Source organism: Vicinamibacterales bacterium (assembly GCA_036504215.1).
In the GTDB taxonomy this organism is placed as follows: Bacteria; Acidobacteriota; Vicinamibacteria; order Vicinamibacterales; family Fen-181; genus FEN-299.
In genome coordinates, this window is sequence record DASXVO010000029.1 from 1 (window position 1) to 12,850 (window position 12,850).

A 12,850-nucleotide genomic window follows, 5' to 3' on the forward strand; every position below is an offset into this window, starting at 1 on the left:
CTCCGCGAAGTACCGGTTTCGAGAGTGGGGAATCAGGCCGGCCGCAGGGAGGCTCTTGTCCACGCTGAGTGGATGCGTCAGCGGCAGGTTGTTGACGAAGTCGATGCGGACTGGCGTGCCCCGTTGCGCCACGATGAAGCCACCAAGATAGCGGTGGTTCGGCGCCACTCCCGGCGTCGTGATGTCAGCGTATCCCCAGAGATGCGACTCGGGGAGGTCGGGATGGAACGATTGCGTGTAGGCGGCAGCTCTGATTCGATAGAAGTCGGTCCCTGGATAGGCGGCTTTGTCCGGAGCGGCCATCGGCAGGCCGCTCGGTCCGAGCCCGGGCAGCGGAGCGATGAACTTCCTGAGGATCGGGCTCTGCGAGTACGCGAACACCCGCTGCCCACGGAACAGGTACAATCCCGCGCCCGCGATCACCGACGTCTTCATGAAGCTGCGACGGTTCATCGGCATACGGCCCTTCTCCTCTGTTCACCGAATTTGGAAACCCGGCATCAGCGGCCAGAAGACCTGCAGGGCGGCCGCGGCCGCACACACTTCCAGCGATTCAGGTCGTGCAGTGTTGAAGTGGAGGGGCGGCTCTCAGTCCCATGCCAGAGTGGCCGCCCTGTTCAAACTAGCGGTGCCTGAGGCGAGTGGCAATGACGCAAAGGTACTGTGCTGGAGGTACAAAAGTACCAAAGGGATCCGGCGGGCGCATCGCGAACCCACAGCAGGCGACGGCGCGCCAGGACGGGCAGCGGGTCTCGTGAGGCCAGCAGAGGGGATCGGAAATCGGAAATCGGAACCGACTCCTGATCACCGATCCCTTCGTTTTCGCTCCTACTGCCAGCTCATGGTCACCCTGAACGCGCCGCCGTTGTCGTCGAAGTAGTCGTCGTTGATCCCGAGAAACAGACGGCCCGACGCCGGCATCGCCATCGGCTCGGTGAAGGCGCCGATGAGGAAGGGTTCGCCGTCGTCCACTCTGCCGATGAGCGCTCCAGCTGGCGCATTCCGCACCGGGCACCTGGAACACCTCACCGCCCTGGTTCCTGCCGGGCCCGAGCTCACCCGGTCGGCCAACGTGATGCGCCCGGTGGCGACGAAGACGAGACGCCGCCCTTCCCGAACGCGCACGCCGGTGTCGACCCACGGCTGGTTCCCGTCGAGGCGGATTGCGCCAGTGTTCTGGTCATCCGGGCCGCCGAACACCTGGCCCCGATCCTGCCCTCGGCCCTGTCCCCGGCCCCGATCCTGTTCCTGGCCCCGGCCTTGGGCACGACCCTGACCTTGACCCTGACCCTGACCTCGTTCCTGGTCACGGCGCAACATCGAGTCGTACGCCAGGTGCGCGGACGGCGGATTCAGGTACAGGCGGCTCACATCACGAATGGCCCAGTTCTGGCGCACTCCCGCCTCGTTCACCCACTGCACGTGACCGCTCGCGATGATGTTGTGCAGGTGTCCTCGGACCTTTCCCCCATCCCGCATCACCATGACCCCTGTTCGGCCGTCCGTGGGCAGCGAGTCCAGTTCCGATGTCGAAGGGTTGGCACCGGTGAAATCGATCGCCGCCACCTGGTCCATTGGAAACGCGCGATCATTTCCCGAAACGCTCAGGTGGAACTGAAGGTCGACGATGTTGTTGTCACCCCGGCCATAGATGAGAGTTCCGCCGAATCGCTGGCCGTCGGTCAGAACAAACGTCGCAGACTCGCCCGCCCAGCCGGAGGCAGCGGTTCCGGCGATGAGAATGGCAGCCAGAAGAGCTCGACGAACCATGATGTCCTCCTGTCGGATGCCTGTCGGGTGGCCACGCTCCATGAGTGAAGCGGCGATGCCGTGCCTGCCTATAAATCTAACGCCGCAAGCCACTCTCCGCCAGGGAGATCGATGAGGCCTGTGGATTCCACCACGTCCTCCCGCGCGATGTTCAGGGGGTTGTAGACGATGACCGGCGTGCCCTTGACCTGCGGGTTCTGGCACGTGGCGATCCGGGTGGCGCTCGTCAGGACGCCCGCGAACCGGGAAGAATGCTACAATCGGCCCGTCCAGCGCGGACCTCGCACAGAGCGAAGAGGCGCTGTTCGTCGTGACGCTGCTCCGCGACGCGCGCTGGCCGAACCGACACGAGATCCAGGTCGCCGAGCGCAGGTTCAAGGAGCCGAAGGCGGAGGCGCTCGATGGACCCTGGGATCGCTCCGAAATCGGTCGACGACCTGCGCCGGCGATTGGCGGAATTGGAAGCGCAGGTCGAACACCTGCGGCGCGCCAACGAAGCGCTCCAGCAGATCGACGCGCCACACGAACGACTGGATGCCGCGCTGCGCGAGGCGGGCGCCCTCCTGACCAAGTCCCAGGCGATCGCCCACGTCGGGAGCTGGATCCTCGACCTGCCCACGGGTCGACTCGTCTGGTCGGACGAGACCTTTCGCATCTTCGGCCTCGAAGCGCAGGAGTTCGCAGCCACCTACGAGGCCTTCCTGGAAGCCGTCCACCCGGACGACCGGGCGGCCGTGGACGACGCCTACTCCCGCTCGGTCCGCGAGGCAGCCGACAGCTACGACATCGAGCACCGCATCGTACGGCGACACAGCGGCGAAATCCGGGTCGTCCACGAGCGGTGCGAGCACGAGTGGGACGCGTCGGGTGCGATCGTCCGCTCGATCGGCATGGTACAGGACATCACCGAGCGCAAGCACCTCGAGGAAGAACGGCAGCGGCTCCAAGGCCAACTCCTCCAGTCGCAGAAGCTGGAATCGATCGGGCGACTGGCCGGCGGCGTGGCCCACGACTTCAACAACATGCTCTGCGTCATCCTGGGCCGCGTGGAACTGGCCCTCGCCCAGGGGCACGCCGCAGACGCGATGCACGAGGATCTGGTGGCGATCGAGCACGCCGCGAGACGCTCGGCCGACATGGTCAGCCAATTGCTCGCCTTCGCCGGCAAGCAGCCCATCGCACCCAGGGTGATGGATCTCGGCGAGGCGGTCGGCGGCATGCTCACGATGCTGCGGCGACTGATCGGCGAGAACATCACGCTGGTCTGGACGCCGGACGGAAAGGCGTGGCCGGTCCGGATCGACCCCGCACAGCTCTCTCAGTTGCTGGCGGGCCTCTGCCTCAACGCCAGAGACGCCATCGTCGGAACCGGCACCGTTCGCGTCGAGGCGACCAACGTCACGGTCGCTCGCGATCATCCGGCGGCGCGCGCCGGCGGTCATCGAGGCGACTACGTCCTCCTGGCGGTCGCCGACGACGGCCGCGGCATGGAGGCCGAGGTCGTCGAACACCTGTTCGAACCATTCTTCACGACCAAAGGTGTCGGGCGGGGACCCGGCCTCGGGCTGTCGTCCATCCACGGCATCGTCAGCCAGAATGGCAGGTTCATCGACGTGGAGAGCAGTCCCGGCTCCGGTTCGACCTTCAGCATCTACCTGCCGCGTCACACGGCGTGCGAGACACCAACTCGGGGCGGGCGGCCGGAGGCGCCGGCGGACCGCGGTCGCGAGACCATTCTGCTGGTCGAAGATGAGCCCTCGATCCTGAAAATGGCCCAGCGCATGCTCGAAGCCCGGGGCTACACGGTGTTGACCGCGAAATCTCCTGGCGAGGCGCTCGAGTTGGCACAAGCGCACTCCGGCGACATCCACCTCGTCGTCACCGATGTGATCATGCCTGGCATGAACGGGCGCGAGTTGGCCACGCGGCTCTCGCTGCTTCACCCGAAGATGAAACGCGTGTTCATGTCCGGCTACGCGGCCAACGTCATCGCCAACGACGGTATGATCGAAGAGGGCGTCCAGTTCATCCCGAAGCCTTTCTCGGCGACTGCGCTCGCGACCAAGGTCCGCGCCGCGCTGGGACAGGCGTGAAGCCCGCCCGCGCGCCTGACGGCACCACCGGGATCTTGCAGTTGGAATGTGGCCGCACCGACGGGCCCACCGTCAGCGATGTCTTGGTGGACCCGACCGAAGTGCCTCGCCCAGACCGCGAAGTCGGGTAGGAGGCAGCCTACCGCTTCGCCGTGAAGATTGCCTTCGGCAGCTTCACATGGACGCCGAGTGTTTGATCGACGAGCTGCGTGATGGCCACGTCGCCGGCCAGGCTGGTCAGCTGGTATGCCTCGTGTTTGGTCAACCCCTTGGTCGCGGCCAGGAAGTCGATCATTTCCTGAAGCGCGGCTTTCGTGGCCACGGCCAGGTCCAGATCGGTCGCCATGCTGATGAAATGTGTCGGCGTTTCGGCGCGGGGCCACTCGAGCTTCATCCCCTTGCGGACCGTGAGCCGCAGCTTGCCGCGCAACGAGGTTTCGATCGCGGTCTGATCCACCTCCCCGTCACCCTGTGCCGCGTGGCCGTCCCCCACTTCGAAGAGCGCACCAGCCACGAATACCGGGATGTAGAGGGTCGTCCCCGCGACGAGTTCCTTGTTGTCGATGTTTCCCGCGTGTCGACCGGGAGGCGTGCTGCTGACGCGGCCCAGGGCCGGTAACGGGGCCACGCCCATGCTGCCGAAGAACGGGCGGAGCGGCACGACGATGCCCGGCGCGAACGTGGCAGTCATCGTCTTGTTGTCGAGAGGGATGATGCGGATGCCCGCACTGCGATCGCAATTCTCACGCACGAAGCCGCTGCAGCCGTTGTAACCGTAGTCAATCGGCAGTTCGATCGTGAGAATGTCCACCTGGAGCGTGTCTCCAGGTTCGGCGCCCTCGACGTAGATCGGCCCCGTCAGGATATGGCCGCCGGGACCGCGCCGATCGCCCGTGACGTCGGCGACCACCGACCGCAGCGAGGCCTCGACCTTGGCGGGCGGCACCCCGGCTCGCTCGAGCCCGGTTGGCGTGTTGGTGAGCAGCGTATCGACATCGACGACGTCGCCCGACGCGATCCGCAGGACCGGCCTGGCGTCGGACCAGTAGTAGCCATAGGCCACGGTGCCCGCCGTGGCCTCCAGGCGATGCACGCGACCACCGACCGCGTTCTGTGCGGCCGTGGGGGATGCGACAACAATGAGAGTCGAGACGGTTGCGAGAATGGCGCGCCACATGGTGCCATTATCGGCAATTCCGGTCGGAGCACAAGGCCGTGTCGCGGGTTACTTGCTCTCCTTCAGGAACCTCAAGAACTCGCCGTCGGTGGACAGGATCAGCGTCGTGTCCGATGCAAACGTCTTTCGATAGGTCTCCATCGTCTTCAGGAACTGGTAGAGTGCCGGGTCGCGACCGTAGGCCTCCGCGTAGATGCGCGTCGCTTCCCCGTCGGCTTTTCCCATCACCTCCTGGGCCTTGCGGTACGCCTCCGACTGGATCCCCTTCAGCTCGCGTTCCTTCTGGCCGCGGATCTCGGCCGCCTTGCCGTTGCCTTCCGACCGCGACCGCTCGGCGATGCGCCGGCGCTCGGAGATCATCCGGTCGTAAACCTTCTGCTGCACCTCGGCGACGTAGTTGACGCGTCTGATCTGGACGTCGACCAGCTCGATGCCGAACTCCGCGACGATATGTCGTGACTTCTCGAGAATCGCGCGGGTGATCTTGTCGCGGCCCATCGCGATCTTCCCCGCCACCGCGGCAGCGCCCATGTCCACGTCGGCGTTCTCCTCGGTTTCCGGAAACGCCCGGTCGGTGCTGCGAACGACCTCGATCAGGTCATTGTTGGCGATGACGTTGCGCGTCTCACCGTCCACGATGTCGTCGAGGCGCGACTGGGCGCTGCGCTCATCCGTCACGCGTTGGTAGAAGAGCAGTGGATTCTTGACGCGCCAACGCGTGTAGGTGTCCACCCAGATGTACTTCTTGTCTCGCGTCGGGATCTGGTTCGGATCGCCGCTCCATTCGAGCCACCGTCTGTCGAAGATATGGACGGTCTGGATGAACGGCACCTTCATATGGAGGCCGGCATCGGTGTGCGGCTGACCGACCGGCTCGCCGAACTGGGTGATGATCGCCTGCTCGGTTTCCGCGATTGTGTAGACCGACGACCACAGGAGGATCAGTCCCAAGCCGATGACGATGGCGAAGATCGGGCGCTTCACTGCTTCACCTCCTGCTTCACCGAATCGAGATTCAGGAGCGGCAGGATCCCCTTCATCGACGAATCGATGATCAGCTTCCGGCCAGTCTTCGGCAGCACCTCGTTCAGCGTCTCCAGATACAGGCGCTTGCGGGTCACGTCCGGAGCTTTGCGATACTCGTCGTAGATATTGACGAACCTGGCGACATCGCCCCGCGCATTATTGACCCGCTCGAGCGCGTAGCCTTCCGCCGCCCGCACAACCCGCTCGGCCTCCCCGCGTGCGTTGGGAACGGTCTGGTTGTAGTCCGCCCATGCCTCGTTGATGAGCCGTTCCTTCTCCTGGATGGCCTGGTTGACCTCGTTGAACGCCGGCTTGACCCGGTCCGGCGGGTTCACGTCCTGGAGGACGATCTGGAGCACCTCGAGGCCGGTCTCGTACCGGTCACACAGACGCTGGAGCAGCAACTTCGCATCGATCTGGATCTCCTCCCGGCCGACAGTGAGGACCTCGTTGACGCTATGGTCGCCAACGACCTCGCGCATCACCGCCTCGTTCATGTCGCGAAACGTCGAGGGGTCACCGCGATGGGTCGCGTTGTCGAGGTTCCGGACCTTGAACAGGTATTTGTAGGGATCCTTCACCTTGTACTGCACGATCCACTCGACCACCGCGACGTTGAGGTCGCCAGTCAGCATCAGCGACTCGGCTTTGGTGACGTCGGTCTGCTCGAATTGGGACTGCACCGCGGCCGCCGTCGTGCGAAACCCGAACTCGGTCTTCAACTGCCGTTGCACGGGCACGCGGATCACGGTCTCCACGAGCGGGATCTTCACGTGGGGCCCGGGGTCGGTGGTCCGCACGTACCGACCGAACCGCTGCACGACGCCGAGTTCGTCGGCGTTCACCTGGTAGTAGGTCGATGACAGCGCGAGAAGTACGAGCAGGGCGAGCGCGATCCTGCCGATCAGGCGACCTCGGCCCTGAAACGAGATCGGGGGCACGCGGCCGACATCGACGACCTCCTGTGCCCGCCTCGTCCAATCAACGATACTCATGATGTGCTGTCCTCCGCGGCGCCGCGCCGCCAGTACGAGCGTCCGAGCGATGCCATCCAGGTGCGGACTGTACCTCATCATAGGTCGGCGTTCGAGAGCGAACTGTGCAGAAGAGCACACCGGCGGCTGGTCCCGGGAGCACCCCAACCGCGAAGCGTCGCCTCACACCGCCGAACTCGCTTCGCCCACGTTGTTTCTGGACGACGCCTCCGGCGTCGTCATCGACATCTTCCAGGGGCGGCAGCGCGGCGCGAGAACGTGCTTCATTCGTCACGCTCTGACCCCTGAACGATGTCTAGCCTGCCGACGACGACCGACGAAGTCGTGTGCGCACCAGGTTGGCTACGTCTTCGGGCAGGAACGGCTTGCGCAGGACCGGAAAATCCTGGCGTTCACAGAGCGCGGATTCGTCCGGCGAGAGTTCGGTGCCGGTCGTCAGCGCGATTTGCAGGCGGGGATGGATCCGCAGGAGTTCGAGGGCCAGCGACAGACCATCCCCGTCGGGCAGCACCATGTCCACGATCGCCAGGTCGGGCCGCTCGCGGGCGGCGATCTTCCGGGCCTCTTCTGCGGTTGACGCGACGATTGTCACCACGCCCACGCTGCTGAGCGCGTGATCCAGCCAACGAAGCAGGTGCGCGTTCTCATCGAGGACGAGCGCGACGGGCCGCGCAGGTGGAAGCTCTCCGATCGAGGTGTCGGCCCGAAGACTCAGCGTCGACCCGTCCCCGCTCGCGTCCACTTCCACGTGACCGCCCGGCGGGATCTCGCCATCGGCAACCAGCGTGGCGATCGGCTGCGTCAGCATCCGATGAACCGTTCGTTTCAGCTCCCGCGCGCCGTACTCCTCGCTCGTTCCCTTCTCGAGCAGCAGGTCGCGCGCGGCCGTCGTGACGGTGATGTCGAACGAGCGGTCCGCGAGCCGCGTGTGGACGTGCTGCTGCAATTCCGCGATGTGGTGATCGAGGATCTCGCCGAGCGCCGCGACATCGAGAGGACGGTACGTGATCACGACGTCGATTCGATTCACGAACTCCGGGGAGAACCGGCGGCGCACCGCCCCGACGCCCACCGTCTGCAGCCGGTCGAGCACACCGGCGGGCGATCGGCGGTCGACCCCTTGGAAGCCGATCTCGGGCCGCACGACCTTGAGCATCTCGCGCGCACCGAGGTTGCTCGTCAGGAAGACGAGCGTCTTCTCGAAGTTCACCGTCACGTTGTCGCCGAGCCGCAGCGTTCCGCGATCGAGAACGCCGAGCAGGAGCGCGGTCAACGAAGGGGCCGCCTTTTCGATCTCGTCGAACAGGATGATCGCGAGATCCGAACTCGAGCTGACGGCCGCCAGCAGCCGCTCCTGAGTGAGGAGCGGTTTGGTCTCACGGTGGCCGATGTACCCGGGCGGCGCCCCGATCAACTTCGCGACCTCGTGATCGGACTGGTACTCGGCGCAGTCGATCTTCAGCAGATGTTTGGGGCTGCCGTGGAGGATCTCTGCGAGCGCTTCGACGGTGCGAGTCTTCCCGGTTCCGGTGGGACCGAGGAGAAGGAAGATCCCGGCCGGGCGGTCGGGTGGGCTCAGGTGGGCCTGGTACATCTGAACGTACGGAACGATATGCCTCAACGCATCCGGCTGCCCCACCACCTTGCGCGACAAGAGTGCCGCGAGCTGGCCGGCTCCTCCGGTCGGAGCGTCGAGCGCGCCGTTGCCGCCGTCCACGAGTGTCATCCTCCTCGAGGCGATTATAGCGCGCGGCTCGGGCCGGCCCCCTGCACCGAGCAACCCGGCCGCGCGCCTCGTCGCCAACCGCGCCAAGGCAGAGACGGCGGCGGCTCAGCCATCGAAAACGCTGGCGGCGCGCGTAGGAACGAGCTATAAGGGTCTTCTCCCACCAATCCAGTCTGGGCCGGAGGCTCGTGGCGTTCACGAGCGTCGGGACGTCGTTTCCATGACTGCGGTCGGCTGCCGCGAGGTGCGGTCGCTCCCGTCAGTCAGTCCCCAAGGAGGCGTATATGGCCGACAAGACCACCATCGTCCGCCGTCTGTTCGACGATGTCTGGAGTAAGGGCAACGTGAAACTCCTCGACGAGATCGTCACCACCGACTACGCCCACAACGACCCGATGAACGACCTGCAAGGTCCCGACGCGATGAAGGACCTCGTGAAGAAGTACCGAAGCGCATTCCCCGATTGCCGAATCGACATCGACGAACTGCTCACGGCCGGCGACAAGGTCGTCGCACGCTGGCGGTACAGCGGCACGCAGACCGGACAGTTCGAGGGCATGCCGCCGACCGGCCGGCACGCGACCGGCCCGGGCATTACGATCTTCAGGTTCCAGGGGGATCGCGTCCAGGAAAGCCACAGCACCTGGGACGCCCTGGGCATGATGCAGCAGCTTGGAGTCGTGACGCTACCAGGCAAGGCCGCGAGGGTCAGCCGGTAGGGTCGTTAGAGAGTCGTCAGGTCGGGGCGAATTCGGGTTCCTGGAATTCGTCCCGACCCGTTCGAGCGCGTGGCGGATCCACGCCCGACAGATCCAATCCTACCCGGCATCCGACCTACTGCGGCGCGCCCTCATCTCCGCCCAGCTCACCATGTGTCGGCCGGTCTCGTCCACCAGGCGGAGGCGTAGCGAGCGCAGACTGCGCCGAATCGTCAGCGGAGGGACGGCCTGGAACGCCGGAATCGCGGTCTGGCACCGCTGCAGGTTGTAGAACGGGATCCGAGGCTGAACATGATGGATGTGGTGCAGCCCGATGTTGCCGGTGAACCACTGCAGCACCCTCGGAAGCTTATAGTAGGAGCTGCCCTCCAGTGCCGCCTTCATCGGTTCCCACGCTGGCCGCCGCGCCCAGTACACATCCTCGAACTGGTGCTGGACGTAGAACAGCCACACTCCGGCTGTTGCGGCAAGGAGCAATGTGGGCAACTGCGTCATCAGGAAGATCGGCAGCCCAACGGTGAGGTGGGCGACGATCAGACTGGCCGCGATTCCCAGGTTTGTGACGTGCACGCTGAACCGCTCGCGGCTGGTCTCATGGCGCGAAGGCCACCTGTTTCGAATCACGAACAGGAGCCCAGGGCCGATACCCAGCATGATGAACGGGTTGCGAAAGGCCCGGTAGAAGAGCCGCTTCCACCTCGGAGCCGCCAGGTACTCGCCCACTGTCAGGGTCCATACGTCTCCCGCGCCACGACGATCCAGGTCGCCCACCGTCGCGTGGTGCTCGGCATGTGAACGCTGCCACTTCTCGAAGGGGGTCAGCGTGAGAAGGCCTGTCACGTACCCGGCGATGCGGTTGGCCCTGCGAGACGGGAAGAAGGACCCGTGACAGCAGTCGTGGAAGATCATGAAGACTCGTACGAGGAACCCCGCCGCGGCGACGACCAGCGGCAGCGTCACCCACACATATCCCCACCTTGCGAAAACCATCGAGGCGACGGCCAGGGCGAGGTAGGGAACCACCGTCTCCAGGAACTCGACGAGAGCCCGGATCCGCTGAGGCCGTCCGAACGGCTCGACCAACGAATACAGCGGGGATCTCGGTGCCACGACACAAGTGTACGGAACGGCGAGGCAAGCGGGGTGTTCAATACCGCACACACGCCCCACCCGTCGGAGTCCATCTCGTCGATCCCAGCAGCATGGCCTTCGACACCGCTGTGATCACGCCGCGATGGCTTTACGCCAACGCCCTTCGCGGGTACGACGTCGGACGCGCCGAGCGCGCCGGATCGCGCGTCGCTGCCGACCGCTGTTCGCGGCTCGCCCGATGCCGGGCCTGCGCGTGCCGACATGGCAGGATGCCGTGGATCGAATGCTGCGGCGCCCACATCACGACTGCCGGGCTGGACAAGTGGGAGACGTCTGTGCCGGATGGTACAGACGGTTGCTTCCGCACAACGTAGCCTGTGATCCGGGGGGAGGTACGCCGTGTGGCTTACGATCGGCTTGGTGCTCGTCGGACTGTGCGGCCTGGCAATCTGGTGGGTGTCGCGCGCCTCGCGTGCCGACCTCGGTTGGATGAGCCAGCAGTGGCTTGCAGAGCACCGGGCCGGCGGCCGCTGAGGGGGCCTGTCCGCCTCCGTCATCGCTCAGGGACGGCGTACGGCGAGGCGTTCGCGGGCCAACTCCGCTGTGAGACGAGCGACCTCAGTGGCGTGATGCCCGCGGTCTCGGTCCAGTCGCTCGATCATCAACGCCGCCTCCCGGAGCAGCAGCTTCGGCACCGAAAAGGCGACCAGGCGACCGGCTGCGTCGCGAAGCCGCGACAACAGGTCGTGGATACCAGGGCCCTCGGCTGGTCGCTCCGGATGGTCGAGGACGGGCGCGCCGCCGATAGTCTGTAGCGTCGTCATTTCGTGCCCCGGCCGGCGGTCTCTGCAGCCTCCGCCCCGGCGCGAATCTGCCCGAGGGAAGGCGCCGGTTCGTGAGCGGACCACAACGCGGAAGCAGCAAACAGAAGAACGGGGCCACCCAGGGCGAGCGCAGCGAAGGAGCTGACCGACAGGAAGGCCGGCACGAGGACCATCCACGCGCCTCCCATCACTGCGACCCACCCACCCAGTGCTGACCACCGATTCACGTACCTCGTCATACCGTCTCCTCTCGTCACTGAATGCAGCATGCAGCCTGGTGCTTGTTGCGCGCCAACGAGTTCGATCCAGACGTACGACAGCATACAGGTACCGGGGCGACACGTCTGTGCACTATTGCACAGCGGTGGTGGCATCGAGTGGCCAGCCGAACACGGACGCCAGCGGGACCGAGCGCGCGCGAAGGGGCGCCGGACCGGTGGGCGACGCCGGTGTGTGATAAACTATGTGCCGTCAGGTTGGACAACCGCATTTCCGCTCTGCCGCGTCTGGCGGCATCTTCTGGAAGGGCCTTTCTCCATCCCGCTCGAGGTCCGGATCCGGATCCCGATCGACAGTAGACGATGAACGGACGTTGACGGTCCGCCATCACCACCTCCCGCAGAATGCGGGGAGGAGATTGAGCGAATGGGACGAAGACTTTACGTGGGCAACCTTCCGTACGACGTCGGCGAAACCGATCTCCAGCAGTTGTTCGGCGCAGCCGGGACGGTTGAAACCGTCAATGTCGTGCGCGACATGGCCACTGGCCGCGCGCGCGGGTTTGCGTTTGTCGAGATGGCGAGCGACGACGAGGCACAGAAGGCGATCACGCAGTTCAATGACCACTCGATGGGTGGGCGCAACCTCACGGTGAACGAAGCGCGTCCGAAGCCGGAGCGATCCGGCGGATTCGGTGGCGGCGGCGGCAGCAGGCGCCGGTCGGAACCGCGCTGGTAGGGATTGACGTCGCGGAGCCGGGTGCCTGACACCACGGCGTCGCGCGAGCACGCACCGGGGAGGCTCGATCCATCGGACCGCAACTGTCCGAACGGTGTGGGCTTCCCCGTTCTTGTTTGCGCCGCGCCATTGGGCGCTGACGTCCTCGATGATTCGGAGGCACATGACGAAGCCAAAACCCACATTCCTCAAACGGGAACGCGAGAAGGCGAAGCGCGAGCGCCAGCAGAAGAAGTCGGCGCGGCGCGCCGAGGTGAGTGCCCGCAAGGCGGCCGCGCCTGAGCACACCGACGGCGAAGATCCGGACATCGCCGGAATCCGCCTGGGACCGCAGCCTCCGCAGGAGTGAGTCTCAGCCGCCGGCCCTGACGAATCCCAGGCCGACTCCCCCGCAACGCAGGACTTGTCATCCTCTGGCCGTTTCCGGAGGGCAGGATGTTGTTGTGGAGAGCGGAACGGCTGCCCACCGAA

At 65.5% G+C, this 12,850-nt stretch carries 12 protein-coding genes; 5 read left to right on the top strand and 7 right to left on the bottom strand.

The annotated features are described in order from the left end of the window. Both VGK32_07360 and VGK32_07365 read right to left on the bottom strand, forming a co-directional pair. Positions 1-459, bottom strand: a 459-nt coding sequence (locus VGK32_07360) for a hypothetical protein (GenBank protein ID HEY3381568.1), incomplete at its 3' end; no start/stop codon positions are given. A gap of 369 nt (positions 460-828) precedes the next feature. Next, positions 829-1,770, bottom strand: a complete 942-nt coding sequence (locus VGK32_07365; GenBank protein ID HEY3381569.1) for a hypothetical protein — start codon at positions 1,768-1,770, stop codon at positions 829-831. Between the two features lie 401 nt (positions 1,771-2,171). On the opposite strand from VGK32_07365, the gene VGK32_07370 reads away from it, so the two are divergent. Further along, complete coding sequence (locus tag VGK32_07370; protein ID HEY3381570.1) at positions 2,172-3,863, top strand: response regulator; 1,692 nt, start codon at positions 2,172-2,174, stop codon at positions 3,861-3,863. A gap of 139 nt (positions 3,864-4,002) precedes the next feature. On the opposite strand, the gene VGK32_07375 is transcribed toward VGK32_07370, so the two are convergent. The 4 genes from VGK32_07375 to VGK32_07390 form a co-directional block, all read right to left on the bottom strand. Then, the gene (locus tag VGK32_07375) at positions 4,003-5,040 is read right to left on the bottom strand and encodes an acetamidase/formamidase family protein (protein ID HEY3381571.1); all 1,038 of its coding nucleotides are present in this window, start codon (positions 5,038-5,040) and stop codon (positions 4,003-4,005) included. A 48-nt stretch (positions 5,041-5,088) separates the two neighbouring features. After that, positions 5,089-6,024, bottom strand: a complete 936-nt coding sequence (gene hflC / locus VGK32_07380) for a protease modulator HflC (protein ID HEY3381572.1) — start codon at positions 6,022-6,024, stop codon at positions 5,089-5,091. Next, on the bottom strand, positions 6,021-7,061 hold the full coding sequence (gene hflK, locus VGK32_07385) for an FtsH protease activity modulator HflK (GenBank protein ID HEY3381573.1): 1,041 nt from the start codon (positions 7,059-7,061) through the stop codon (positions 6,021-6,023). Before hflK ends, hflC begins: the two co-directional genes overlap by 4 nt. 295 nt (positions 7,062-7,356) lie before the next feature. Then, the gene (locus tag VGK32_07390; GenBank protein ID HEY3381574.1) at positions 7,357-8,787 is read right to left on the bottom strand and encodes an AAA family ATPase; all 1,431 of its coding nucleotides are present in this window, start codon (positions 8,785-8,787) and stop codon (positions 7,357-7,359) included. Between the two features lie 284 nt (positions 8,788-9,071). Here VGK32_07390 and VGK32_07395 point away from each other — a divergent pair, with 284 nt between their 5' ends. Continuing rightward, positions 9,072-9,506 (top strand): ester cyclase, encoded by a 435-nt coding sequence (locus VGK32_07395; GenBank protein HEY3381575.1) that lies wholly within the window; start codon positions 9,072-9,074, stop codon positions 9,504-9,506. A gap of 99 nt (positions 9,507-9,605) precedes the next feature. Here the strand turns inward: VGK32_07395 and VGK32_07400 are convergent, their stop codons facing one another. Then, the gene (locus VGK32_07400; GenBank protein ID HEY3381576.1) at positions 9,606-10,616 is read right to left on the bottom strand and encodes a fatty acid desaturase; all 1,011 of its coding nucleotides are present in this window, start codon (positions 10,614-10,616) and stop codon (positions 9,606-9,608) included. A gap of 482 nt (positions 10,617-11,098) precedes the next feature. Between VGK32_07400 and VGK32_07405 the strand changes: the two genes are divergently transcribed. From VGK32_07405 to VGK32_07415, 3 genes are all read left to right on the top strand, one after another. Next, positions 11,099-11,413: a hypothetical protein gene (locus tag VGK32_07405; protein ID HEY3381577.1), complete on the top strand. Its 315-nt coding sequence runs from the start codon at positions 11,099-11,101 to the stop codon at positions 11,411-11,413. A 654-nt stretch (positions 11,414-12,067) separates the two neighbouring features. After that, entirely contained in the window at positions 12,068-12,379 is a 312-nt protein-coding gene (locus tag VGK32_07410; protein HEY3381578.1) for an RNA-binding protein, read from the top strand. A 163-nt stretch (positions 12,380-12,542) separates the two neighbouring features. After that, positions 12,543-12,728: a hypothetical protein gene (locus VGK32_07415; GenBank protein HEY3381579.1), complete on the top strand. Its 186-nt coding sequence runs from the start codon at positions 12,543-12,545 to the stop codon at positions 12,726-12,728. The last annotated feature ends 122 nt before the right edge of the window (positions 12,729-12,850 follow it).

What these genes read in the sequence shown, in the direction of transcription:
- VGK32_07365 (HEY3381569.1), bottom strand. Translation starts at nt 1,770, where the DNA reads ATGGTTCGTCGAGCTCTTCTGGCTGCCATTCTCATCGCCGGAACCGCT.
- VGK32_07415 (HEY3381579.1), top strand. Translation starts at nt 12,543, where the DNA reads ATGACGAAGCCAAAACCCACATTCCTCAAACGGGAACGCGAGAAGGCG.
- VGK32_07390 (HEY3381574.1), bottom strand. Translation starts at nt 8,787, where the DNA reads ATGACACTCGTGGACGGCGGCAACGGCGCGCTCGACGCTCCGACCGGA.
- VGK32_07395 (HEY3381575.1), top strand. Translation starts at nt 9,072, where the DNA reads ATGGCCGACAAGACCACCATCGTCCGCCGTCTGTTCGACGATGTCTGG.
- VGK32_07410 (HEY3381578.1), top strand. Translation starts at nt 12,068, where the DNA reads ATGGGACGAAGACTTTACGTGGGCAACCTTCCGTACGACGTCGGCGAA.
- VGK32_07370 (HEY3381570.1), top strand. Translation starts at nt 2,172, where the DNA reads ATGGACCCTGGGATCGCTCCGAAATCGGTCGACGACCTGCGCCGGCGA.
- hflK (HEY3381573.1), bottom strand. Translation starts at nt 7,061, where the DNA reads ATGAGTATCGTTGATTGGACGAGGCGGGCACAGGAGGTCGTCGATGTC.
- VGK32_07375 (HEY3381571.1), bottom strand. Translation starts at nt 5,040, where the DNA reads ATGTGGCGCGCCATTCTCGCAACCGTCTCGACTCTCATTGTTGTCGCA.